The sequence below is a fragment of the Anabaena lutea FACHB-196 genome (assembly GCF_014698305.1).
In the GTDB taxonomy this organism is placed as follows: domain Bacteria; phylum Cyanobacteriota; class Cyanobacteriia; order Cyanobacteriales; family Nostocaceae; genus Anabaena; species Anabaena lutea.
In genome coordinates, this window is record NZ_JACJST010000021.1 from 36,868 (window position 1) to 60,142 (window position 23,275).

Below are 23,275 nucleotides of genomic sequence, written 5' to 3' on the forward strand. Positions count from 1 at the left end.
GCCGTTTTTGTAACGGGGATTTATGCCCCGCTCCAAAAACTTTTCGCCTTTTAAGGCGAGGTTTTAGACCCGATTGTTTCGATAAATTTGTCATTGCCCACTCTAAGTATATTTAACCCATATTCCGCACTTCAAAAAGTAGCATAATCAAACTACTCAATTCAATTAAAGATTTATCTGGAAATTCTTCCTGCTCTAATTTCGTTACTTGTTTGTTAGCTTTTAAAACTTCTTACTATGTTGATATTTAGAAAATTCGCAAAGCTTTTTTGTGTACTAAAGTGAAGAGTAAATTGGCTGAATATCACATTTTCAACACTCTCAAAATCTAAAATTGACTTGGGGTTTTCATCTCATAATTAGTAAGAGATGTTAAAACATGATCTTGCCAGCGACCTGCTATAAATAAGTAGTCCCGCGAGTATCCATCTGTCAGAAAATCTAATCGTCTCAATAGCTTTGCACTTCTTACATTAGTTGGTATGTAGTTAGCCATAATTCGATGAAGTTTTAACTCATTGAATACATACGCGATCGCTCCTGTTAGAGCCTCAAACATATAACCATGTCCAACCGCTCGATAATCGAAATTGTAACCCAGATAACAAGCTTGAAATGGTCCCCGCATAATTCCTGTAAAGTTACATTGTCCAACGACAGAACCAGATGGATTGTTTTTTGAAAAAATTACTAACTCTAGTGACAGATACCAAACCTGGATATGATTGAACAAGTGGAACTGATACTTTGAGGAATTTTGACTCAAATTCTTGATGAAGTTCCAATGGGACTCTGACACGAAAAATGCGAGTGATCATTGAATGTAACAAATTTATAGTATTTGTAGGGTGCGTTAGGCAAAACCGGAACGCACCATTAATCAAGTTTACTAATACTTGTGCTGTCTAGCAGACATGGATGAGATTTATTGTCAATGCGTAACTCCTAAAGTTTTGGTAAACATCAAACAATGTTTATATAAAGCTTCAGTAAACTTGCTTAATTCTACTTTCTGGGTAAAAAATAAGTAGTGTAAGATAATTTTATTAATACCTACTAACAAAAAATACCTAATGATTTTGCGAAATAACTTCCTTAAAGGTGCAACTGGACTTAGCTTGCTCGCATTAGGAACCTTAGTATTCACCCCTTCAGCGCAGGCGGCTGCTTTCAGTGCAATTCGGATTGGTGATATTGATGGGTTCGGGTACGGAACAGCAACAGGATACCAAGGCGCATACGGCGGCCCTGCGAATGTAGATGGAGTTGGTGTACTCGGTACAGGTGACTTTCTACCCGATCTGAACCAAAACGGAGTACTAGCCACAGGTGCAGGAGACGATTTTGATAATCGTTCAGCAGCAGAGAAAGCTGGAAATTTTTTAACGGGCGGAGGGTTTACTGACAAAGGGAGTACGGGTTCAGAATATACCGATATCTCACTATCCACCAGTTTTCGCAATACGTTTCCGAATGCGACAACGCACCCCTTTCCAGGAGATGGCAATCCTGCAACGTTAAGCAACCAACCAGGCTTTAAGTTTGATTTCTTTGTGAATCAAAGCGATATCATTGCTAACGTTCCTCTATTTTTCAATCTCGTTTTTGGTGACTACGAGGTTATACCTGCACAGGTCGATTTCACCCGTGCTGATGGTACAACGTTTACTAGAGCCGTAACCGCACAACCCGGTACACAAGATGGCCTCATTCAAGCCGCTTTTGTACAACTAGACTTTAGTGATGTGTTTACGGCGAATGGCTCAATTTATGATGGTTTTCTGAGAGTTGACTTTAACGCGCCTAACGAACCTTACACTGCATTTGATTTTGCTGAAATTAGCACGTCACAAATTTCCATTGATCCTAAACCTGTACCCGAACCTGGGACTTTATTAGGGTTATTGGCGATGGGTGCTTTTGGAGCAGGTTCGGCGATTACGAGAAAGCGAGTTTCTCGCTCTGTTTGACAATGCCTATGCGGTAGGGATGAATAGTTGTAGGGTGCGTTAGGCAAAACCGTAACGCACCATTAATCAAGTTTACTACCTACGTATCTGTTAATTACATAAATTAGATTGTATAGATTTACGAAGTGTTACGGCTGCTAAAATACTCACTGCTGTAAGGTAGATTCGCTGTAACCACAAATTACTCAATTTCAAACTAATAAGGTGGCTACATAACCAAAAAATTCTCCTATATGTGAAGGAATTTTATCTGTATTCTGACTCCTGACTCCTGAATTCTTAAATCAAATATTATCCTGGGAAAGAATAGCAATAATATCAGCAAGCTGTCGTGAAGTATCCCGTTCTTCTGGAGTTTCCTTTCCTAAAGATGTTTCTTTAACGAAGCGATAAATATCTGCTGCACCTTCAAATGTACGTTCTGTCAAACCAACTGCACCAAAGGTATCTGCTATTTCTTCCATTTCTCCTACCCAACGGTGCGCTTTCGGTAGCATTGTCGGAATTTGACGATTCAGATACTCTAACAATTCTTTTTGACTAGTAGATAATTCTTGCCAAAGTTCCTGATCTAAATTAAGACGATGAGCAGCAATTAGTAATTCCGTGCTAATAGCTGTTAATCCTTCACCTTTTGCATGAGTTAACCTTTGATACCGTAAGGCGTTGATCACTGTGAAAAACTAATTCCACCAAAAATCATGACCATCCTCATTCAAAAACTAGGATTTTATGTTTGTTTGAGATATCGCATTTGATTAGCAAACCAAACTGCCAACACTGCCACAGCAATACCACAGACGATGAAACAAGTTTTATAACCGGTATTATCTACAATCCGACCTAAGACAACAGCACCAATACCCTGCCCCAAAAATAGATTAAATGCAAACAGAGAAACCGCAGTTCCCCGTGACTCAGGAGATAGTTCTGTGGCTTGAGTTTGTAAGGTACTGTGCATCATGTTTAAACCAAGTCCAAGCAGGATGATACCCGGAATAAATAGTATCCAAGATGGCAAGATGGTAATGGATAAGTAACAGCTACCAACCAATAAACCACCAACCATAACTAACCCTTTTTCACCTAATTGTTGTACGAGCCGTTTAACGGAAATGCTGTAAAGTAGTCCACCCATACCCAAGCCACTGAGTAGGATTCCAATAGTGATATATGGTAGATGATAGTTATCTCGAATAAATGCACCAATGTATGCAAAGCCACCGTATAAGAAGAAACCTTCAATAAACACCGCAGTGATGACTAGACGAGCCGCCGGTTTAGTCATCAGTTGCAAATATGGTTTCAAACTTGAGGAAATATTACCTGTTTGGGTTCGAGACTGATGTGGTATGTGCCGTGTTGCTTGCCAAAAAATGATCGCCACCAACATGGACGTAACCCCAAACAATAAAAAGATTTCACGCCAACTGATAAATTGCCCAAAGATACCGCCTAAACTGCTACTGAGGATTTGACCTAACATTAAGGCGCTCAGATAACGTCCAATTGCTGTTTGTCGTTCTGCATAGGGAAAGTTATCACCGATATATGCTATGGAAAGGGGGATAACCGCCGCTGCAAACATTCCGGTGAGAAATCGCAATAAGATTAAGAGGGGAAGATTGGGTACAAAGGCACACAAGGCTGTACCAATGGCAAAGATGGATATTCCTACGGTCATCACTTTGAGTTTGCCAATCCTATCTCCTAAAGGCCCATAAATTAATTGAAACAGTCCATAGGGAATTGTATATGCGGAAATAATTGCGGCTGTATTTCCTACGGTAGTTCCAAAGTCATTGGCAATAATACGGAGCAATGGATCAACGACTCGCATATCTGCTATGACCATGAAGGAGATAGCACCTAATAATAGTAATGAGACACGCGGATTATTTATTTTTTCTGCAATGATTTTAGTCACTGGTATTTCTCGTAATTACGTTGTAGAGTTCAGTAACTGATTGGAAGAGGTAGTTTTGAGTTTGATCCATTTTGTCAAAATTGGTAACTGTCGAGTAAACCAGATTGCTTCAAAAAGGCAAACTATACCGCACCCCATTACTGTATACGACGCACCGATGTTTTGGGCCAGACTGCCAACCATTAAGTTACCCAAGGGTAATGTGCCAATGACAGCTAAAGAATAGAGACTCATAACTCTACCCCGCTTATCGTCTTCCACTAAGGTTTGAATAATTGTGTTACCGCAAGAAACCTGGAGCATACTACCCCCACCGATGACAACGAGAATCAATAAGGATAGCCAAATTTGACCAGATAGGCCAAAGGCAATTAGTCCAATGCCAATGGTTGCTGGACACAATGCCATTACCCGTTCTAAACCTAATACTTGCCGACGCAAACTGAGATAAACGCAGGCCAGGAGCGAACCCACGGAACTAGCTGCACTCAATAAACCCATCGTACCCCCGTCTCCTTTGAGAATATCTGCGGCAAATATGGGGAGGATGGCCATGTAGGAAGCACCTGCTAAACCATGCAATGTTAATAGTAATAGAATGACGCGAATTGGTAATGCTTTGTAAACATAGCTGAATCCTTCTTGCAATTTTTGCCAGGTGTTGTTGGTTTGGGGTATGTCTGACGTTAAATTTGGTTTTAGTCTCATTGCTGCCAGTGTCACCAAAGCCACAACGTAGCTGAGGCTATCGTAGAGGAAGCAATATTTAGCTCCGACAGTAGCTAGTAACATTCCACCAATAGCAGGCCCAATTAACAAAGAACTACTGAGCATGGCAGAATAAAGGGCGATCGCATTTCCCAAATCATCACGGTTATCAACTGTTTGGATCACAATCGCATACCGCACTGGCATATCTAATCCTTTCAACAATCCACCCAAAATAGCGACAATCATCAGTAACCAAAAATTTACCAATCCTAAAAAGGTGAGTGTGGTGAGAGTGAATGAGACGATGATTCCCAATACTTGCACCAGCATTAGTAAATTTCGTTGATTCCAGCGATGGCGCAAAGCGCCCGCCGGAAGGCGATCGCACAAAACCCCAGAAAATGGAGTTAGCAATAGGGTAGGGATAAATTGCAAAAACCCAGTTAAACCAAGCAACCAAGCAGACTTAGTCAAGTCATAGATTAACCAGGAAATCGTTACCTGGGTCATGAATGTCCCAGACAAGGACATGGTTTGTCCACTAAAGAAGAGTCGAAAGTTCCGGGATTTAAATGCCGGGAGATGCAGATAAATCGTTCTTTGCAGCCAGAAAATCACAATTGCTCTGATTTTATTTAGGTCATCTAATCATTAGTGTTACATAGTTTTTAAAATACAAACACCTTGATTTTGGAAAATTACTGCATTTTTGGAAATTAAAATAAGGCGTTAATATTGCACAAGAAAAGTGCGTTAGCCTCTGGCATAACACACCCTAATAATTAATGTTTTACCCTTGTAGATGAAAATGCCTAAACCGTAGTTTTACTAAGCAGCAACAGGAACAGGAGTAGCAAACTTAGCATATCGCTCAATATAGAACTCTTTAGAGTTAGCGATCGCCTTCACTGATGGACGTTCTTTAAGAGCGTGTTTCCACTGTTTCAGACGAGTGAATTCCGCAGGTACTCCAAAGCCACGATAATGCTTCAGAGCAGGCCAACGTTCAAACCAAGGGAAGAAGGTAAAATCAACCAAACTGATAGATTCACCAAACCAATAAGGCCCTTCTCCTGATAGTTTCCCGAAAGCTTCGTTTTCAATGAATTCCAGGTGTTTGTAGAGTTCTTGTTTGGCTTCTTCTTGTTTTTGGGGATCTGGATTCCGCAAGAGAGTAGAAAAAGCAGGAACTAATCTAGTATTGGCAAAATCAATCCAGATGCGAGCTTGAGCTTTAGCAATAGGACTGTTGGGTAAAAGCGGTGGATTTGGGAAAACCTCATCTAGATATTCATTAATTACTGCTGATTCCCAAACGCTATTTTCTCCATGTGTAATTGCGGGTACTTTTCCGTAGGGAGAAACCTTTGTAAATCCTTCCGGTTTATTCTGCAAATCAATTTCAATTAAATCGAAATCTATACCTTTTTCTTGGAGTACCAAGCGTGTACGGTGAGCATAAGGACAAACTACCGCGCTGTAAATCTTGATGTCAGCCATGTTGAGATTCCTTTGTGAATTAATCTTTTAACAAAGATGATGTATTTCCCCACTCTCCACTAAATACAAATTCCTGTAATGGCTTGCGGACGCGAAGAGCTAATTCTCGTTCTCTTAATCCGTCAGTAAGAATTTGTGGATCTCCTGGATAGCCAACTGTTAAAGCAGTTGCAGGATCATATTCATCTGGGATTTGATATTCTTTTCTGGCTTTATCCACATCAAATCCCGCTATCTGATGCACAGATAAACCCAAAGCCGTTGCTTGAATGGCTAGATTTTCCAATGCCAACCCAACATCATGAAAAGCGTGCCGATTTACCTTGCCATCATCAAAGTGCAGTTTAGCAACCGCAAGTATCAACACAGGCGCATTTTTCGCCCATCCTTGATTGAACTCAACTAGGACACTAAGTAGACGATTATATTCTGTTGGGTCGTCTTTAGTGGCAACAATAAACCGCCAAGGTTGATGGTTATAGGAAGAAGGGGCCCAACGAGCCGCTTCTAAGATTGAGCGTAACTTGTCTTGTTCCACAGGTTGGTTGCTATAAGCTCTGGGACTCCACCGACTGCGAATCAACTCATGGACAGGGTATTGCGTTGGAGCAAGTTTTTCCGTCATTCTCTATGGATTTCCTTCTTGATATATTATATCTCAATGATTGCTGGTATATCTGTTGCCACTGTCTACAGGCACAAGTGAGGAAAATTTATTTCTGCAAAACCAAATTATATAGTACGGTATTTTGATAGATTAATCGTGGTTTATTTAAGTTACTTAATGAATTACCAAAATTAAGCAAATGACAAACACAGCATTGATTGTTGGTGCAGGAAGCGGACTGAGCGCCTCATTAGCTCGGTTATTGACAAAAGAAGGCTTCACCGTAGCGTTAGCAGCACGGCAAATTGATAAACTCTCTGCTTTAACTCAAGAGATTGGCGCTGTGAGTTTTGCGGCTGATGCTTCTAAACCGGATGATGTAAATCGGCTTTTTCAGCAAGTTGAAGAAAAACTAGGAGTGCCAGAAGTAGTGATTTATAATCCCAGTTGGCGAGTTAGAGGGTCATTAATTGAGCTTGACCCTGCTGATGTTGCCAAGACACTGGAGATTACTTGAGGGGGCTTTTTAGTTGCACAGGCAGCTGCGAAACGCCAGTTAGCTTTAGGTAGAGGCGCAATTTTCTTTACAGGGGCTTCCGCCAGTGTGAAAGGTTATCCTCAGTCTGCGCCTTTTGCAATGGGTAAATTTGCCCTACGCGGTTTAGCTCAAAGTATTGCCCGTGAACTTGCACCGAAGAATATTCACGTAGCTCATTTTGTTATTGATGGGGCAATTCGTTCTGCAACTCGTCAAGAGTCTCCTGACAAACCTGATAGTTTTTTAGATCCAGATGCGATCGCTCAAACTTACCTTAACATTCTCCATCAACCGCGCAATGCTTGGACATGGGAAGTGGAACTACGTCCTTGGGTTGAACCATTTTAAAAAATTTAACTTACGGCGATGGTAGGAAAATTAAATTTTCTGGCCATTCGCATAGATAAAATAGTTATCCGTCAAATTTACTTGGGTTTTAAACCCAATTTTTTCTAGATGCGCTTGCAATTCATCAGCCTGATAGAAAATTTTGACTATAGTAAATTCTTGCCCATTATTTAATTTTGGTATTAGTTGAACAATTTACAGCTTTTATTTTAACGCTAAAAATCACTCTTCTATCACTTTAGTTGCTCAACAATGGACGGTATTTCATTGAGTTCATCAATAATTACATCTACATCTTGAGGTTCTGCCCAAACTGAGTTACGTTTCCAAATAGCTTTTAAACCTGCTCCTTTTGCTCCCAAAATATCAGCTTCTGGATGATCACCAACAAATACACTTTTTGCACAAATCTAGTAATGTAATCTATTTTATCAATATGACTCAGTTGCAGTGCAAATCTATCATATTGTGAATTGATAAACTGTTGCAGTGATACCTCACGGTCAAGTAATGTTCCATCTAAGTCAAAGAGAACTGCTTTAATCATATAGATTTAGTGAATTCTGATAAAATCATTAAATTAATTTTTCTTGATTAACGATTGGCTACAGTTAATTCAATAGTCAAATATAATTCTTCTTCCAAATATTGGGGTTGTTTTTGTCGCTACATAACATAATGGTTTTTTAGTTTAATTATTTTTCAACTTTAGGAAATATTTAAAATATGTTGAATTCTGCATATTTAATAAAGAATTAATTAGCTTTAACGGTATTGTCATAAATCCATTATCAATTGCCAGAGTTGGTATTTTACCTGTCGGTTTGTAATGCAATATTTCGCTGTTTGGATCTCCAACAGTGACTTTTTGCATCTCTATCAGATGACTGATATTTAGTTCCAGTACAGCTACCCGTGCTATCCGTGCGTAAGGAGAGTTAGAAGTGTAGAATAACTTCATGAGAAACGTATACTAAAGTTTTTAATAGGGGTAGAAACCAGAGAGAAAATCATAGCGATCGCTCATTTGATAGGTAGATATTCACGCAGAATTTGAGCGATCGCTGTAATTTCTCATTCTTTGGCTTTTTTAATAGAAATTGGTTCTATTTTTCTTTCCAAGCAACTAAGGCTGTAATTGGCAGTTCTTCAGTAAATTCTCCAGAGGGTTCGACTTCTAGTAAGGAAGCTCTTAAATCTGCTTCAAATTTCTCGCGGTTTTCACCAAAGAAAGAGGGTAAACCAAAGGCGGTGGAATAGATGTAGCCGATGTAAGAGTCTATCGTCCAATGTTGGGGAGATTTTATTTCGTAAGTTTCTAAACGAGAGAAAGAGGACTGCTTGAGGACTTCTTCATGGGGTACTGCTAAAGGTTTCCATTCACCTTCTCCACCTTTACCTGTGCGTCTACGCTCCCCTAACCACCGTTTAACTACTGCGATCGCAGTTTGTTTCCAAAGATGATCGCTTTCCCAAGCGTTATCATTAGTCTTGAGGATGGCAATTCCACCACCATCAATTACTAGATTCTCTAGTTTGGAAAGTACCAATTCTCGCTCCATCCAGTGAAACGATCGCCCCATTGTCACTAATTGAAATTTACCTAATTCCTCAGAAATTGACTCTGCACGGTCATGAACCCAGCGAATATTCGTTGCTCCCACTGCTGCGGCCTGTTCTTGGGCTTCTTTGAGCATTTCTGCATCTGGATCAAGTCCCACTACTTCCGCAAAACGATTATGAAAGGGAATCCCCACTAATCCCGCACCACAACCAAGGTCTAGCAATCTTCCCTGACCATCGAGTTTAAACAAATCTGTTAGCAAGTCAAACAACGCTTGGGGATATTTCGAGCGATAACGGGCATAATACCAAGCAGCACCTTGAAATAAAGTTGAATCGTAGGTAGAAATAGTTGTAACCATTAGTTTAAACTCCAAATTCTCATGAAACCCTCTTCTGTTTGGGAAAAATCACTACTATTTATCTTTTCAATACCAAAACAAACGCAGACATGACTGTAGACAGCCATCTGTGCATCACCCTAAATGGGTGTGGATAATTGATGGGCTTAATACTTGGGACAAAATAAAAACTACTCTTTGTTGACCGACTTAACGTAGATTATTTTAGGAGTATGGCATGACTACGGGTAAAATTCAAGTCTTTTGACAATAAAATATTATGGCTGCCTAAACCTAAAGCTATCTAATTATTATAATTTCTAAATATACCAAAGAGAGATACCTATGGCAAATGCAACTGCTACAATTCCCTACCGATTAGCGAGTAATGAGTACCAAAGTGTTATGGACGTTAGCCTTAACGCATCAATAAACTGTTATGGTGCATTACTACGGAAAAAGATAGCAGGTAGGATGCTTACCGCACAAGATAGGATAATTTACAGCACTTCCCGGTGTTATGAGGTACAAGAACCCCACCCCCGCAAGCGAGGAGGGGGCTAAGATGTACCTTATATAATTGGAAACTGCTGTATTTCCAGGAGTTCCCTTAGCCTGAATAGCATTTTGATTGAAAAGTTTGGCTATATATTTAGCCTAGCTAACAATTAGCCATTAATAAATTTGGTTAAAGGTATATTTAATTGAATCCAGCACTTGTCTTCTCGCTAGAGTTATGTAATGATACTTGTAAACTACGCTAAATTGGTCGATAAATTGTAGATTATCTTTCAAGTAGAATATCTGACAATTGCGATCGCACCCACCTTAGTATCAAATGCTTCGCTAATACTCACAATATCTACTCAGTACGAATTGGGCTTGAAATCTGTAATCACGACTTACAGAAAGGTTTTCTAGAACCAATGAAAGAAATTATTCAGAAATTTAGAAATTTAATTACAGATGGTTTCTACTAACTTTGCTCTCAAACAGCGTCCTAATGTAGTCTTCATTTTAGCTGACGATTTAGGTTGGGGTGATCTGAGTATTGATGGACAAACAAACTATCAGACACCCCATTTAGACCAATTAGCAAAAGAGGGAATACGTTTTAGCCAAGCTTATTCTGATTCCCCAGTTTGTACACCCACCAGAATTGGTTTTTTTACAGGACGTTATCCAGGAAGACTAGCAATAGGAAATTATGAACCCTTACTAAGTTTTCAGCAAATAGGAGACACTGTTGGACTACCTCCAGAACATCCCACCATAGCCTCTTTATTAAAAGCAAATGATTATGAAACAGCCTTAATTGGAAAATGGCATTGTGGTTATTTGCCCAAATATAGCCCATTAAAAAGTGGCTTTGATGAATTTTTTGGTAACTTTAGTGGAGCAATTGATTACTTTCGTCATGTAGATACTAGTGGAGAACCTGACCTCTGGGAAGCTGACGTAAAAGTTGAGGAAATAGGCTACATCACAGACATATTTACTGAACGTGCTGTAGATTTTATCAAACTTCCTCGTAGCAATCCTTTTTATCTCAGCTTACATTACACTGCACCTCATTGGCCTTGGGAAGGGGCTGAAGATATAGAACTAAGTAACGCTTTAATTGGTAGAGATAATCTACAAAATTGGGTTAACACAGGTACAGCAGAATCTTATGCAGCAGTTGTACAGAGTCTAGATCATGGTGTTGGTAGAGTATTGCAAGCTTTAGAAGATACCGGAATAGCTGAAAATACCATCGTGATTTTTGCTAGTGATAATGGAGGGGAAAAGTTCTCTAATTTTGGGACTTTTCAAGGCAAAAAAGGAAATTTATATGAAGGTGGAATCCGAGTTCCTACCTTTATTCGTTGGACTGGAGTTATTGCCCCAAATCAAATAAGTGATCAAGTAATCATCACCCATGATATTACAGCTACAATTCTGGCAGCAACGCAAACTAATTCCGACCTTAATTATCCTTTGGATGGTGAAAATTTACTGCCTATTATTCAAGGTGAAATTCCTGCTCATGCTCGAACATTATTTTGGAGACATAAGGGAAATAACCGACCTGGTTTACCGCTCAGAGTTAAACAAGGTGCGGTTCGTAGTGGAGACTGGAAGTATTTGAAAGTGGGAAAAGATGAATATCTTTTTAATCTTGCTCATGATGAAAAAGAAGAAATTGATCTCCAAGTAGAACATAGAGAAATATTTGAAGAATTAAGGTCTAAATATCAGACATGGGAATCTGAATTAGAACCTTATTTAGTTTGAATCAATGGCTTGAGTATGAAATCAATCAAAATTCGTGATTATCAGCCAGAGGATTTAGAGAATATTGTTCAACTTTGGTATGGAACATGGCATCAAACCTTTCCCCATCTCCAGCACCCACAACCATATTCTGAATGGAAACAAAAATTTTATGAATTAGTAAAGGACGGGGATATTTTTGTTGCTGACGTTGAAAACAAAATTGCTGGTTTTGCAGTTATCCTGACGAAAGAACAATGTTTAAGCCAGCTTTTTGTAGATGAGAATTACCAAAATTTAGGTATTGGGTCAGCATTACTGAATCTTGCTAAAAGATTGTGTCCTCAAGGACTGAATCTTTACACATTACAAGAAAATATTAAGGCTCGTGCATTTTATGAAAAACACGGTTTTAAAGCGAGAACATTTTCAATTAATGAATTTAACGGTCAACCGAATGTTGAATATTATTGGGAACCTGAACCTGTTTTAGCATCTTTATCTTTTAACAGTTTAGAAAAACATAGTTGACGAATCAGGAGGACAAGGAATTGATTACAGAAAATGAACTACAACTAACTGCTGACGTGCTGGTAATTGGTGGTGGCCCTGCCGCAGCTTGGGCAGCATCGGCCGCCGCATCTCAAGGTGTCAAAGTAATCATTGTTGATAAAGGCTTTCTCGGTACAAGTGGTGCTGCTGCGGCCAGTGGTAATGGCATCATGGCTCCTTCTCCTGAGAATTGGGAAAAAGTTGTATCAGAACGTTATCGTGTGGCCAAAGACCTCGCTAACTTGCGTTGGATCGAGCGTGTGGTCGAAAAAACTTGGCTGAGTTTGCCCTTAGTGGAAAGTTGGGGTTATCGCTTTCCTAAAGAAAACGGTGAATCAGTACGCCAAAGTTATTATGGCCCGGAATATATGCGAATCCTTCGCAAACACCTTTTGCGAGTGGGTGTGCAGATTCTAGATCAAAGTCCGGCTTTAGAACTGTTATTAGCTGAAGATGGCTCGGTAGCAGGTGCTAGAGGTGTGCAAAGACAACATCATCGTGCCTATACTGTTCGCGCAGGTGCAGTAGTTTTAGCGAATGGCGGTTGTGCATTTTTGAGTAAAGCCTTGGGTTGCAATACCAACACAGGTGATGGAATGCTGATGGCAGTAGAAGCCGGTGGTGAACTCTCCAGTATGGAAGCTTCAAATCACTATGCTATCTCCACCGCTTTCAATGCCACAGTGACAAGAGGCGTTCCTTTTGGCTGGGCTAGTTATACTGATGAAGAAGGTAATGATTTGGGTGGCTATATCAATGGTCGTCGAGATCCATCCTTCCTTCCCAACGCCTTGATGAAAGGCCCTGTTTATGCTCGTTTAGATCGAGCCAGTTCTGAAGTCAAGGCAGTGGTTGAAAAGTCTCATTTCATCGCTTTTCTACCTTATAAAAAAGCTGGCATTGATCCCTATACAGAAAGAGTTCCCGTGACCTTGGTGTTTGAAGGTACAGTCCGTGGTACAGGGGGAATTCGGATTATCAATGATAGTTGCGGTACAAAAGTGCCAGGACTTTACGCGGCTGGTGATGCGGCATCACGGGAGTTTTTAGCAGGTTTAGCTTCGGGAGGTGGTGGCCCTAATGCTGCTTGGGCAATTTCCACAGGACAATGGGCAGGAGAAGGTGCAGCTGCTTTTGCCAAGAGTCTGGGGATTCATGCAAATGAACGGGTAGTGCGTCCTGCTGGACAAGTGGGATTGCGATCGCCTATGGCGGGGCGTAGCCCATCGCAGTCTTCAACTTCAGAAACATTCGATAGTGAGGCGATCGCACGTGCTGTCCAATCTGAAATATTCCCGTTAGAGAAGAATTACTTGCGTTCTGAGCAGAAACTTTTAGATTCCCTCGCCAAATTAGAAACACTGTGGCAACAGGTAAAAGGCAATCCAAAACAAGATACAGTGCGCGATATGGAATTTTCTCGGCGAGCGGCTGCTCTCACGGCAGTAGCACGTTGGGCTTATTTTAGTGCCTTACATCGTCAGGAAACCCGAAGCGAACATATTCGTGTGGACTATCCTGAAACCGATCCCAATCAGCTTTATTACCAAGCTACAGGAGGCTTAGATAGGCTTTGGGTTAGGCGTGATTGGATTAAGGATGAAATCGGTACACCATCAGTATTAACCACTCAAACTACATACTCTGTATCCAAATCTTAACGGAAGATCATGATCGAACTTGTCAGCCATAAACTCTGTATTAATTGCAATCTCTGCGTCCAAGTTTGTCCTACCAATGTCTTTGATGCAGTTCCCAATCAACCACCTGCGATCGCCCGCAAGGAAGATTGTCAAACTTGTTTTATGTGTGAGGCATATTGTCCTGCGGATGCGCTTTATGTTGCACCGGAATCTCATACCGAGATTGCAGTCAATGAGGATGATTTAATTGCAAGTGGCATTATGGGTGAATATCGTCGGATCTTGGGTTGGGGATATGGCAAGAAAAACAATAGTGAGTTAGATACTGCTCATAAACTGCGTCAACTGCCCCGTCCTTATCAAAGTTAATTTGAGGCAACAACATGGGCAAAACAGAGTTCAAACTTGTAATTTTTGATTGTGATGGAGTGTTGGTTGATAGTGAACCAATTATCAATCGCATTTTTGCAGAAACGCTCACTGAATTTGGTTTTCCTATCACCCATGCAGAAGTAACTCAAAAATTTATAGGAAAATCTCTCAAAACTTGTTTAGAGATTATCGAGCAATCCTACCAGAAACCATTGCCGAAAAATTTTATTGAACTTTGTAAGGAACGAGAATTCGCTGCAATGCAGCAAGAGTTACAGGCAGTTTCGGGCATTACCGAACTATTGGAGCAAATTACCTTACCAAAATGTGTAGCATCAAATAGTAGCCAACACCATATTCAATTTGTCTTGAAATTAACAGGACTTCTACATCAATTTGAAGGAAAAATATATAGCTGTTATGATGTTTTGCGTCCTAAACCTTTTCCTGATGTATATCTCTATGCAGCCGAGCAAATGAACACAAATCCAGAACATTGTGTTGTAATTGAAGACTCTGTACCGGGTGTGCAAGCTGCGTATGCGGCAGGAATGACCGTTTTTGGTTATGCCCAACATAGCTATCCTACTGCTCTTACTGCTGCTGGAGCGAAAATAGTTTTTAATGATATGCGGCAACTTTCTCAACTGCTTCTTTAGCGTTGGGAAGCTAAAAATTATGAACTCATCTCTAAAGAGTACGATGGCTGTGCGATATCACCTATGGTTAGCCATAACAAACAACTCTCTATAAGACAAGTCAACATAGATGAAATTCCACTCCTTCACCAAATCCTGATAGCTTGTGGTTTGAACTTAAAAGAACGGTTTGGTCTGAGTCACTGGATGCCACCAAATTATCCTCTTGAAGAAATGCTCAAGGATGCCATAGAACAGGATATCTATGCCGTCACAATTGGTAAAAACCTTGTTGGTACTTTCACGCTGGAAATGATGACAACTGTTCCATTGAGCTACATGAGGTATGGAAACATTATTTGGCAAATACCAGAAGATGTTCCAGCAGTGTATGTCCATAAACTAGCAATTCTTCCAACTTGGCAAGGAAAAGGACTAGGAACTTGGTGTATGCAAACTATTGAGAAACTAACAATTAAACAAGGTTACTATGCTGTTCGGTTGGATGGAGTGAAGACACACCCAAAACTCTTGTTTTTCTATCAAAACCAAGGCTATCAGCAAGTGGGGGAACTAATTTACAACTCAGATATATGGGTTGATGCAATTGTCTTTGAGAAAGTTTTAAAGTTTTCTTCTCCAGGTATTGCATTTGGCAATAGCCTTGTTTGAGGTTTGATATCCGCAACCCTTTTCCCTTTTACACTTTGAAACTTGCAAAACTACGGTAATTTGATACACTTGGCGTGGATTAGAGATGGAAAAATTGTTTAATTTACTTATTTTTTACCTACTATTGAGGAGATGAACTATGACTCAGGAACAATGGAGCGCAGTTGATCACTACATCACCAATCTGCTTGTGCCGTCCGATCCTGCCCTGGATGGGGCGCTGAAATTGAGTGATGAAGCTGGACTCCCACCACACAATGTTTCACCCAATCAAGGCAAACTACTGTTGCTGTTGGCGCAGATTCACGGGGCGAAGACAATCCTGGAAATTGGCACCCTAGGCGGTTATAGCACAATCTGGCTGGCGCGCTCGCTACCTGTTGATGGACACCTGATCACTCTAGAGGCTAACCCAAAGCACGCTGAAGTCGCCGACACCAACATCTCTCATGCTGGTCTATCTGACCGTGTTGAAATCCGTGTTGGACTGGCAGTGGAGACACTACAACAACTTGCCACAGAGAGGCGGACATTTGACCTGATTTTCATTGATGCTGACAAACCAAGCAATCCAGATTATTTTACGTGGGCGCTCAAGCTTTCTCGTCACGGTACTTTGATTATTGCCGATAATGTTGTCCGCAACGGGGCAGTAATTGATGCAGCTAGTGAAGATCCCAGTGTTCAGGGGGTGCGTCGCTTCAATGAATTACTTGCCAATGAGCCACGAGTGAGCGCCACGGCAATTCAGACAGTAGGTAGTAAAGGTTATGACGGCTTTGCTTTAGCTCTTGTTACCTCAATATCTGCATTGTAAACAATTAGATATGTTCTTAAAGCTACCTACTTAATCTGTTTTCGTGACGCATAGGGAGGACGTGTGAGCAACATCAAAATAGCAGGTGAGGAGATCGAGATACTGCAATGTTTCCCCATCATCAAACAACTTCGTCCACATCTGACTGAGCAAGCATTTATTAAGCAGGTTCAGCGTCAGCGTGTTAAGTACGGTTATACACTCTGCTATCTAGAAGACTTAGGAAAATTACAGTGTGTTGCTGGGTTCAGAATATCAGAATGTTTGTGTGATGGGAAATATCTATATGTTGATGATTTAGTGACTGATGAGTTGCAGCGATCGCTTGGATACGGTGAAAAGGTATTTGAATGGCTTGTCAACTATGCTCGTGTAAACGGCTGCAACGAGATTGGGCTTGAATCTGGAGTTCAAAGATTTGCTGCACATCGATTTTATATGAAGCAGAGAATGCGTATCTCTAGCTCGGTTGCGTGAACAAGGTGCTGTATTATTGGGCAAAACTACTACATCTGAATTTGGTTGGAAAGGTATTACAGATTCTCCCCTAACTGGTATCACTCGTAACCCTTGGAATCTGGAACTCACGCCAGGAGGAAGTAGTGGTGGTGCAGCAGTTGCAGCCGCCTTGGGTTTGGGAACAATTCATTTAGGTAAGGAATACGTGGTTCATTTTTCCGTCACGACTTGCGAAAAATATCTCTCAAACCCTCATTACTCTGTGAACTCCGTGCCTCTGTGGTATGCTTTACGGCACGCTACGCGTTAGCGGAGCTTAATGCCTCCGGCACGCTACGCGTAGCTTGCTTCCCGTAGGGTACGCTTTAGCGATACATTTTTCCGTGACTCGTGCGTAAGTCCTGATTATATTTAACATAAAATAAACAGATTTTTTAACCCATTAAAAATATAAAAATCTTATAATACGGTAAATCTATAGATTTTTAGTAGAATAGATGTTAATTTAGAATCACATCCTCTGGTATGTCGTTATGAACACATACCGAACAAGTGGACAAGTACGAAAACAGTCCTAATGGATTAAGAGAATTCACATGAGCAACAAATATATTGAAGTCAAACAAGTGGCTGGTTTCATTGGTGCAGAAATCAGTGGTGTAGACCTTTCACAACCACTACACGATGATGCGGTCAAAGAAATTCGTGAAGCACTGTTGAAGTGGAAAGTTATCTTCTTTCGTAATCAAAACATTGACCATGCAGCGCAGATTGCGTTTACAGCCCGCTTCGGGGAAGTAACTTACGCCCATCCCCACGAAGATGAGCCAATCGAAGGCTTCTCCCAAATCCTGCCCATTGACCGCAGCCGCTATGAGCGCCGTAACGGTTTGCGCCGTTCTAGCTACGAAAGCCGCTGGCACACCGATGTAACAGCAGCTATCAATCCACCTGCGGCTTCAATTTTGCGTGCAGTTAACGTTCCTAGTTTCGGCGGTGATACCCAATGGACTAATTTGGTTGCAGCTTACGAAGGTTTGTCAGCCCCCTTACGTGCATTGGCAGATACACTAAAAGCAGAACATCGTTTTAATGCTCGGTTAAACATACCCAGCAACAGCAAACTTGCCCAGCGTATTGCTGCCAATCCCATAGTTTCCATCCACCCAGTAGTTAGGGTGCATCCAGAGACAGGTGAACGCGCATTGTACGTGAACCCAGGTTTTACTTCCCATATCCTGGATGTGTCTCGCCAAGAAAGCGACCTGTTGCTGGAGTTGTTCTTTAATCAGATCACCAAACCTGCTTATACCACCCGCTTCCGTTGGAATAACGGTGACATAGCCTTCTGGGACAACCGCGCTACCGCACATTTAGCTCCCCAAGACTTGGATCATATAGAAGTTGAGCGTGTACTTTATCGCACCACTATTACAGGGGATGTTCCTGTTGGGGTAGATGGTTTCCGTTCTCAAATCGTTGAAGGTGAAGTTTTCAACAGTGAATTACCCACTGTTTTAAAGCAAACAGCCGAAAAGTTAGAACCAGAACTAGCTCTTTCATAAGCTAGAAAATAGTAAACTGGGCTGTGGTTAAATTCTGCAACCCGGTTTATGCAACATAATCTATGAGCGACACAATCTATATTTCAGATTTAGACGGCACACTGCTCACCAAAAATGCGGTTTTGTCAGACTTCAGTAAAAGCAAGTTGCAAGAACTATTGCAAGATGGACTTCTGTTCACGGTTGCCAGCGCCCGTAGTGTAGTTTCTATGGGTGTAGCTTTGGATGGGTTGAAACTACCTCTGCCGATTGTGGAGTTTAATGGAGCTTTTATTTCTGATTTAGAATCTGGTCGTCATGAGATTATCAATAGCATTGAGCCAGAAATTATTGAAGATATTTATCAAATTATTTCTAGCTTTAAATGTGTCCCTTTTATTTCCAGTTTTAATGGTGCGGAAGATTGTTGTTATTACCAGGAAATAATCAATGAAGGAATGGAGTGGTATCTTAATGATCGCCTATTTCATCAAGATAAACGATTACGATCGCTCACTAAGTTAACCGATTCCTTCCGCGACCAAATAGTTTGTCTTACCGTCATTAATAAAACTGAAATTCTATCTGAATTAGAAATTATCATCCGAGAAAGATATGGAGACAAAATCCAAACTTATCATTATGAAAATAATTATGCTCCTGGCTGGCACTGGCTGACAATTCATAGTTATAAAGCAACAAAGGCTCAGGGCATCCTTACCCTACAAGAAATTTATGGATTAACCAGCAATAAATTGATTGTGTTCGGGGATCATAACAACGATATTGAAATGTTTAAAATTGCCGATTATGCAATTGCCGTTGATAACGCAACGGTGGAATTAAAGCGCCACGCAAATCATATCATTGAGTCCCATGAAGTCGATAGTGTTGTGCGATATATCTACCAAGATTGGAGTCAACAGACCTCGCTTAAATTAGTTTAGATTACATCTTGGAGAGAAATACCATGTCAGAATCATCTAAGATACAAAACTTGCTTGCAGATGAGGTGTTAGCTCATTACGAACTTGGTTTAGAAGCTCAACGTTTATCTAAGCGGACAAATCCAATTGAATTAGCCCGTACCCAAGAAATTATCAGCCGCTACTTGCCTCCTCCACCCGCAGTCATTTTTGATGTTGGTGGCGGTTCTGGTATCTATGCTACTTGGCTTGCCCAGCAAGGCTATGAAGTTCATCTGATTGATCCAGTTCCCTTACATTTAGAGCAAGCGCGGAGTGCTTCCCAGGCTCAACCAGATCATCCAATTGCAAGTATTACATTTGGTGATGCTCGCCAATTAGATCGGGCAGATGCCAGTGTAGATGCTGTGCTTCTACTTGGGCCACTGTATCACTTGATTGAACAAAGCGATCGCCTTCAAGCTTTACGCGAAGCTAACCGGATTTTAAAAAGCGGAGGGCTGGTATTTGCCGTTGCCATTTCTCGTTTTTCTTCTCTAGTAGACGGGTTGTTTCGTGGATATCTGGATGACCCAGAATTTGTAGAAATTGTCAAAGGCGATTTAGCTAATGGCCAGCACCGTAATCCTACTAATAATCCAGCTTACTTTACGACCACTTTTTTCCATCATCCTGATGAACTCAAAGCAGAAGTAGAAGCAGCAGGTTTAGTTTGTGAACATCTTTTAGGTATCGAAGGGCTAGGTAAATTACTACAGAATTTTGAGGAACATTGGAGTGACCCAAATCGCCGTGAAACGCTCCTACAAGCTATTCGCTGGCTGGAGGCTGAACCTTCCACATTAGGAATTAGCTCCCATATTTTGGCTGTTGCTAAAAAAGAGTAACAGTTCTCCCCAAAACGCATATATAGCAGGAGTCAGAAGTCAGGAGTCAGAAGTAAAGCCCTCTTGTAGTGGGAGTTTCATGAGCAATTGATGTCCTCACTACTCTGTCTACGGCTATATCAAACGAGTAATCAAAAGTATAAATTACTATTATATTTTCCGAAATAAACACTGCTCTATCAGTTAACTTGAAGCCAGAAAAATGCTCCTAAATGCCGCAGAATCCCCAGCGTCCAGTGTACGCTTTGTTGGGGTTCCTTTATGCAGGCTTTCTGCTGGCTTTTAAAAACAAAGGCCATTGCACTAATTTAGTTTTACCAGGCTCATTCCAGATTGTTTTCAATTTTATCTCCAGTTGGTCAACTGGGTCGTTTCCAAGTTCTGCTGAATAGCGTTTCACCGCAGACCAAGTACGGAAATACCCTAATAATTGCTGTAAATTCCACTCTACCTTCATTGAAAAATTTTTTGGGATGTTAATTTCATCAAACGGAAGGACTAAATCACGATAGCCATTTTTTACTTGGCGATTGCCGCTTGCCCAAAATCGGTCGATCGGCTCAAGTAAATTCTTAGTAATAGTTTCATCAATTTCGGGTTCAATTTCTAACCGACCATAACCCCAAACAGCTAAAATACCTTTTGGTTTTAGTACTCGTTCTACTTCTTGAAAAAATTTTTCTTGGTCAAACCAGTGTATTGCCAAAGCTACCATAACCAAATCAAATAACTGGTTTTCAAATGGGGTATGTTCAGCAGGAGAAACACTGTAGTTTATCTTATGATGTGTGATGGAGTGTTGAATTTGCTCGACACTAATATCAGTTGCTTCAACATGTGAAAAAAATTTTGCACATGAGATGGCTGCTTGCCCATTTCCAGTTGCACAATCCCAGGCGCGGTCGTGATATTCGGAAATTTCGCTCAAAAATAAAAAAAGCTCATCGGGGTATTGAGGTCTATGTTTGGCATATTGTTCCGAATTGAGCGAAAAGCTTTGAATGTTGTTCACTGTTACTCCGATAAAAAGAACTGGAAGCCCAACGGCTTAATTGAGCGGCAAGCGATCGCTTTTCAATTCTGTCTACGGTTATACATTACCGAACAGACGTAGTTGCGGTCTGAAAAAAGCGATTAGCAGGGCGTGTCAATCCCAGATTTTCCCGCAGCGTCTTACCTTCGTACTCTTGGCGAAAAATTCCCCGCCGTTGGAGTTCTGGAATCACTTTGTCCACAAAATCATTTAGCCCTTCTGGCAGAAAAGGGAACATAATATTGAAGCCATCAGACCCTTCCTCAATCAGCCATTGTTCCATCTCGTCAGCAATGCTTTGGGGCGTACCCACAAAGGCCAGTCCACCATAACTACCGATGCGTTGCGCCAACTGACGAATTGTTAGATTTTCCCGTTGCGCCATTGCAATCACTCGTTCTCGTGAAGTTTTTCCGGCGTTAGTAGGGGGGATTTCCGGTAAATAACCATCGGGGTCAAAATGGGAAACGTCGTAGCCAAGTGCGCTATTTAAACTAGCAATACCACTTTCATAGTGTACTAGGCTATCCAAGTGAACTCGCTTGGCACGTGCTTCGGCAACGGTTTCACCCACAACGACTAAAGCTCCAGGAAGAATTTTAATACTATCTGGATCTCGTCCGAGCGATGGCGCAAAGCGCCCGCCGGAAGGCGATCGCACACGACCCTTAATATCAGCATAGAACGCCTTACCCATCTCCAGATTGCCAGCTGATGCAAACACGACCTCGGCAGTGGCAGCAGCCAGTTGACGACCTGCTTCAGAAGCTCCTGCTTGGACTATCACTGGCCAACCTTGAACAGGTCTAGCGATGTTCAATGGCCCCCGCACCGACAGGTGTTTTCCTTGATGATTGAGAACGTGAATTTTTTCGGGATCAAAATAAATTCCTGATTCCACATCTCGAACAAAAGCATCGTCCGCAAAGGAATCCCAAAGACCAGTGACGACTTCATAAAATTCTCTCGCTCGCACGTAGCGTTCATCATGCTCTATCTGCTCTTCTAATCCAAAGTTAAGTGCTGCATCTGGATTAGCTGTGGTGACGATGTTCCAACCAGCACGACCGCCACTGATATGGTCAAGAGACGCAAAGCGGCGAGCAATGTGGTAAGGCTGGTCATAAGTCGTGGAAGCAGTAGCTACCAGTCCAATGTGTTCGGTGACGCTGGCGAGAGCAGAAAGCAGAGTGAATGGCTCGAAGGAGGTAACAGTATGACTGCGTTTGAGGGCGTTAATGGGCATATTCAGCACTGCTAAATGATCAGCCATGAAGAATGCATCGAACTTCCCTTGTTCTAGTTTCTGAATGAATCGTTTCAGTGCTGGGAAGTTAAAATTAGCGTCAGGTAAAGCCCCAGGATAACGCCAAGCACCTGTGTGTATACTGACAGGTCGCATAAAAGCACCTAACTTTAACTGCTTTGATCCACTCATTCTTCCTCCGTATAAATTCAGGGTAAATTTTTATAAAAGGTAAGTATTCAAACTCTTTAATATGGGCTGTTAATCGAAATTTTGTATAACTTCTAGCTGGCTATTGCTTCACTTTCTACTGTTAACGCCCGCACTCTTGGTATAATTTCCACCGCAAAACGCTCTATTTCTGTGGCAAAGGGCTGGAATTGCATTCAGATAAAAATACGGCAAGTCAATAGGTTTACTGTAGTATTTTACTCATATTTGCACAAATGAACAGAAAAAGCAAGTGGGTATTGTGACTTAAACATTTTTGAAGAAGAAAAAAGTGTAATACAGAATCAAAATTAAAACCTATACACCAAGCCAGTTTTACTCCTGACTCCGGTTGGTGCATCTCGACTACGCTCGATAACCGCGAAGTCGAACCACTGACTCCTGACTTCTGCTGTATAGCCAAACTAATCAAAACAAGGTCAAAGTCCCTTTGGATATATATTTGAGGCGATTTTATTGGTGTTTTTCCCTAAGTCCCATAAATCTGCTACTTG

Annotated in this window: 26 protein-coding genes and 1 pseudogene; 15 read left to right on the plus strand and 12 right to left on the minus strand. The window is 41.2% G+C overall.

Annotated elements, in window-relative coordinates; genetic code table 11:
- Positions 1 to 328: 328 nt before the first annotated feature.
- Complete coding sequence (locus H6G59_RS19950) at positions 329 to 799, minus strand: GNAT family N-acetyltransferase (RefSeq protein WP_190717536.1); 471 nt, start codon at positions 797 to 799, stop codon at positions 329 to 331.
- 274 nt (positions 800 to 1,073) lie between these two features.
- Here H6G59_RS19950 and H6G59_RS19955 point away from each other — a divergent pair, with 274 nt between their 5' ends.
- Positions 1,074 to 1,970 carry a PEP-CTERM sorting domain-containing protein gene (locus tag H6G59_RS19955; protein WP_190717538.1) on the plus strand — a complete coding sequence of 299 codons (897 nt, stop codon included), beginning with the start codon at positions 1,074 to 1,076 and terminating at the stop codon, positions 1,968 to 1,970.
- Positions 1,971 to 2,254: 284 nt separating this feature from the next.
- Here H6G59_RS19955 and H6G59_RS19960 read toward each other — a convergent pair whose 3' ends face one another.
- The 5 genes from H6G59_RS19960 to H6G59_RS19980 all read right to left on the minus strand — a co-directional run bounded on the left by H6G59_RS19960 (position 2,255) and on the right by H6G59_RS19980 (position 6,733).
- Positions 2,255 to 2,644 carry a DUF1932 domain-containing protein gene (locus H6G59_RS19960; protein ID WP_190717540.1) on the minus strand — a complete coding sequence of 130 codons (390 nt, stop codon included), beginning with the start codon at positions 2,642 to 2,644 and terminating at the stop codon, positions 2,255 to 2,257.
- Positions 2,645 to 2,700: 56 nt separating this feature from the next.
- On the minus strand, positions 2,701 to 3,897 hold the full coding sequence (locus H6G59_RS19965; RefSeq protein ID WP_339327983.1) for an MFS transporter: 1,197 nt from the start codon (positions 3,895 to 3,897) through the stop codon (positions 2,701 to 2,703).
- Positions 3,898 to 3,912: 15 nt separating this feature from the next.
- Entirely contained in the window at positions 3,913 to 5,226 is a 1,314-nt protein-coding gene (locus H6G59_RS19970; protein WP_339327984.1) for an MFS transporter, read from the minus strand.
- A 210-nt stretch (positions 5,227 to 5,436) separates the two neighbouring features.
- The gene (locus H6G59_RS19975; RefSeq protein WP_190717543.1) at positions 5,437 to 6,108 is read right to left on the minus strand and encodes a glutathione S-transferase family protein; all 672 of its coding nucleotides are present in this window, start codon (positions 6,106 to 6,108) and stop codon (positions 5,437 to 5,439) included.
- 19 nt (positions 6,109 to 6,127) lie between these two features.
- A complete protein-coding gene (locus H6G59_RS19980; RefSeq protein WP_190717545.1) occupies positions 6,128 to 6,733 on the minus strand; it encodes a nitroreductase family protein in 606 nt (201 codons plus the stop codon).
- A gap of 181 nt (positions 6,734 to 6,914) precedes the next feature.
- Between H6G59_RS19980 and H6G59_RS19985 the strand changes: the two are divergent.
- Positions 6,915 to 7,601: pseudogene (locus tag H6G59_RS19985) on the plus strand (SDR family NAD(P)-dependent oxidoreductase).
- 233 nt (positions 7,602 to 7,834) lie between these two features.
- Here the strand turns inward: H6G59_RS19985 and H6G59_RS27120 are convergent.
- The 4 genes from H6G59_RS27120 to H6G59_RS20000 form a co-directional block, all read right to left on the minus strand.
- Entirely contained in the window at positions 7,835 to 8,011 is a 177-nt protein-coding gene (locus H6G59_RS27120; protein ID WP_422602808.1) for an HAD hydrolase-like protein, read from the minus strand.
- Entirely contained in the window at positions 7,939 to 8,148 is a 210-nt protein-coding gene (locus tag H6G59_RS19990; RefSeq protein WP_199332088.1) for an HAD family hydrolase, read from the minus strand. Before H6G59_RS19990 ends, H6G59_RS27120 begins: the two co-directional genes overlap by 73 nt.
- A 144-nt stretch (positions 8,149 to 8,292) precedes the next feature.
- Positions 8,293 to 8,562 carry a glutathione S-transferase N-terminal domain-containing protein gene (locus H6G59_RS19995; protein WP_190717547.1) on the minus strand — a complete coding sequence of 90 codons (270 nt, stop codon included), beginning with the start codon at positions 8,560 to 8,562 and terminating at the stop codon, positions 8,293 to 8,295.
- A gap of 145 nt (positions 8,563 to 8,707) precedes the next feature.
- Positions 8,708 to 9,526 carry a class I SAM-dependent methyltransferase gene (locus tag H6G59_RS20000; protein ID WP_190717549.1) on the minus strand — a complete coding sequence of 273 codons (819 nt, stop codon included), beginning with the start codon at positions 9,524 to 9,526 and terminating at the stop codon, positions 8,708 to 8,710.
- Between the two features lie 324 nt (positions 9,527 to 9,850).
- Here H6G59_RS20000 and H6G59_RS20005 point away from each other — a divergent pair, with 324 nt between their 5' ends.
- The 13 genes from H6G59_RS20005 to H6G59_RS20065 all read left to right on the plus strand — a co-directional run bounded on the left by H6G59_RS20005 (position 9,851) and on the right by H6G59_RS20065 (position 20,271).
- Positions 9,851 to 10,069 carry a hypothetical protein gene (locus H6G59_RS20005; protein ID WP_190717552.1) on the plus strand — a complete coding sequence of 73 codons (219 nt, stop codon included), beginning with the start codon at positions 9,851 to 9,853 and terminating at the stop codon, positions 10,067 to 10,069.
- Positions 10,070 to 10,471: 402 nt separating this feature from the next.
- Positions 10,472 to 11,782 carry a sulfatase-like hydrolase/transferase gene (locus tag H6G59_RS20010; RefSeq protein ID WP_190717554.1) on the plus strand — a complete coding sequence of 437 codons (1,311 nt, stop codon included), beginning with the start codon at positions 10,472 to 10,474 and terminating at the stop codon, positions 11,780 to 11,782.
- A 15-nt stretch (positions 11,783 to 11,797) separates the two neighbouring features.
- Positions 11,798 to 12,292 carry a GNAT family N-acetyltransferase gene (locus H6G59_RS20015; protein ID WP_190717555.1) on the plus strand — a complete coding sequence of 165 codons (495 nt, stop codon included), beginning with the start codon at positions 11,798 to 11,800 and terminating at the stop codon, positions 12,290 to 12,292.
- Positions 12,293 to 12,312: 20 nt separating this feature from the next.
- Positions 12,313 to 13,974, plus strand: a complete 1,662-nt coding sequence (locus tag H6G59_RS20020) for an FAD-dependent oxidoreductase (protein ID WP_242038927.1) — start codon at positions 12,313 to 12,315, stop codon at positions 13,972 to 13,974.
- 9 nt (positions 13,975 to 13,983) lie between these two features.
- Positions 13,984 to 14,325, plus strand: a complete 342-nt coding sequence (locus tag H6G59_RS20025; RefSeq protein ID WP_190717559.1) for a 4Fe-4S binding protein — start codon at positions 13,984 to 13,986, stop codon at positions 14,323 to 14,325.
- A gap of 14 nt (positions 14,326 to 14,339) precedes the next feature.
- On the plus strand, positions 14,340 to 14,987 hold the full coding sequence (locus tag H6G59_RS20030) for an HAD family hydrolase (protein WP_190717561.1): 648 nt from the start codon (positions 14,340 to 14,342) through the stop codon (positions 14,985 to 14,987).
- 63 nt (positions 14,988 to 15,050) lie between these two features.
- Entirely contained in the window at positions 15,051 to 15,638 is a 588-nt protein-coding gene (locus tag H6G59_RS20035) for a GNAT family N-acetyltransferase (protein WP_190717563.1), read from the plus strand.
- Between the two features lie 190 nt (positions 15,639 to 15,828).
- The gene (locus H6G59_RS20040; RefSeq protein ID WP_339327985.1) at positions 15,829 to 16,455 is read left to right on the plus strand and encodes an O-methyltransferase; all 627 of its coding nucleotides are present in this window, start codon (positions 15,829 to 15,831) and stop codon (positions 16,453 to 16,455) included.
- Between the two features lie 63 nt (positions 16,456 to 16,518).
- Positions 16,519 to 16,932 (plus strand): GNAT family N-acetyltransferase, encoded by a 414-nt coding sequence (locus tag H6G59_RS20045; protein ID WP_190717568.1) that lies wholly within the window; start codon positions 16,519 to 16,521, stop codon positions 16,930 to 16,932.
- 16 nt (positions 16,933 to 16,948) lie between these two features.
- Positions 16,949 to 17,224: an amidase family protein gene (locus H6G59_RS27650; protein ID WP_277924645.1), complete on the plus strand. Its 276-nt coding sequence runs from the start codon at positions 16,949 to 16,951 to the stop codon at positions 17,222 to 17,224.
- 286 nt (positions 17,225 to 17,510) lie between these two features.
- Positions 17,511 to 18,479, plus strand: coding sequence for a TauD/TfdA dioxygenase family protein (locus H6G59_RS20055; RefSeq protein WP_190717570.1), 969 nt, complete (start codon positions 17,511 to 17,513; stop codon positions 18,477 to 18,479).
- A gap of 62 nt (positions 18,480 to 18,541) precedes the next feature.
- Positions 18,542 to 19,405 (plus strand): HAD family hydrolase, encoded by an 864-nt coding sequence (locus H6G59_RS20060; protein ID WP_190717573.1) that lies wholly within the window; start codon positions 18,542 to 18,544, stop codon positions 19,403 to 19,405.
- Positions 19,406 to 19,428: 23 nt separating this feature from the next.
- Positions 19,429 to 20,271 carry a class I SAM-dependent methyltransferase gene (locus H6G59_RS20065; protein ID WP_190717575.1) on the plus strand — a complete coding sequence of 281 codons (843 nt, stop codon included), beginning with the start codon at positions 19,429 to 19,431 and terminating at the stop codon, positions 20,269 to 20,271.
- Positions 20,272 to 20,530: 259 nt separating this feature from the next.
- Here the strand turns inward: H6G59_RS20065 and H6G59_RS20070 are convergent, their stop codons facing one another.
- On the minus strand, positions 20,531 to 21,283 hold the full coding sequence (locus tag H6G59_RS20070) for a methyltransferase domain-containing protein (RefSeq protein ID WP_190717578.1): 753 nt from the start codon (positions 21,281 to 21,283) through the stop codon (positions 20,531 to 20,533).
- 85 nt (positions 21,284 to 21,368) lie between these two features.
- Positions 21,369 to 22,742: an LLM class flavin-dependent oxidoreductase gene (locus tag H6G59_RS20075; protein ID WP_190717580.1), complete on the minus strand. Its 1,374-nt coding sequence runs from the start codon at positions 22,740 to 22,742 to the stop codon at positions 21,369 to 21,371.
- Between the last annotated feature and the right edge of the window lie 533 nt (positions 22,743 to 23,275).

Coding starts and splice junctions, on each gene's coding strand:
- H6G59_RS19955 (WP_190717538.1), top strand. CDS start 1,074: ATGATTTTGCGAAATAACTTCCTTAAAGGTGCAACTGGACTTAGCTTG.
- H6G59_RS19975 (WP_190717543.1), bottom strand. CDS start 6,108: ATGGCTGACATCAAGATTTACAGCGCGGTAGTTTGTCCTTATGCTCAC.
- H6G59_RS19980 (WP_190717545.1), bottom strand. CDS start 6,733: ATGACGGAAAAACTTGCTCCAACGCAATACCCTGTCCATGAGTTGATT.
- H6G59_RS19990 (WP_199332088.1), bottom strand. CDS start 8,148: ATGATTAAAGCAGTTCTCTTTGACTTAGATGGAACATTACTTGACCGT.
- H6G59_RS19995 (WP_190717547.1), bottom strand. CDS start 8,562: ATGAAGTTATTCTACACTTCTAACTCTCCTTACGCACGGATAGCACGG.
- H6G59_RS20000 (WP_190717549.1), bottom strand. CDS start 9,526: ATGGTTACAACTATTTCTACCTACGATTCAACTTTATTTCAAGGTGCT.
- H6G59_RS20005 (WP_190717552.1), top strand. CDS start 9,851: ATGGCAAATGCAACTGCTACAATTCCCTACCGATTAGCGAGTAATGAG.
- H6G59_RS20010 (WP_190717554.1), top strand. CDS start 10,472: ATGGTTTCTACTAACTTTGCTCTCAAACAGCGTCCTAATGTAGTCTTC.
- H6G59_RS20015 (WP_190717555.1), top strand. CDS start 11,798: ATGAAATCAATCAAAATTCGTGATTATCAGCCAGAGGATTTAGAGAAT.
- H6G59_RS20025 (WP_190717559.1), top strand. CDS start 13,984: ATGATCGAACTTGTCAGCCATAAACTCTGTATTAATTGCAATCTCTGC.
- H6G59_RS20030 (WP_190717561.1), top strand. CDS start 14,340: ATGGGCAAAACAGAGTTCAAACTTGTAATTTTTGATTGTGATGGAGTG.
- H6G59_RS20035 (WP_190717563.1), top strand. CDS start 15,051: ATGGTTAGCCATAACAAACAACTCTCTATAAGACAAGTCAACATAGAT.
- H6G59_RS20055 (WP_190717570.1), top strand. CDS start 17,511: ATGAGCAACAAATATATTGAAGTCAAACAAGTGGCTGGTTTCATTGGT.
- H6G59_RS20060 (WP_190717573.1), top strand. CDS start 18,542: ATGAGCGACACAATCTATATTTCAGATTTAGACGGCACACTGCTCACC.
- H6G59_RS20065 (WP_190717575.1), top strand. CDS start 19,429: ATGTCAGAATCATCTAAGATACAAAACTTGCTTGCAGATGAGGTGTTA.
- H6G59_RS20075 (WP_190717580.1), bottom strand. CDS start 22,742: ATGAGTGGATCAAAGCAGTTAAAGTTAGGTGCTTTTATGCGACCTGTC.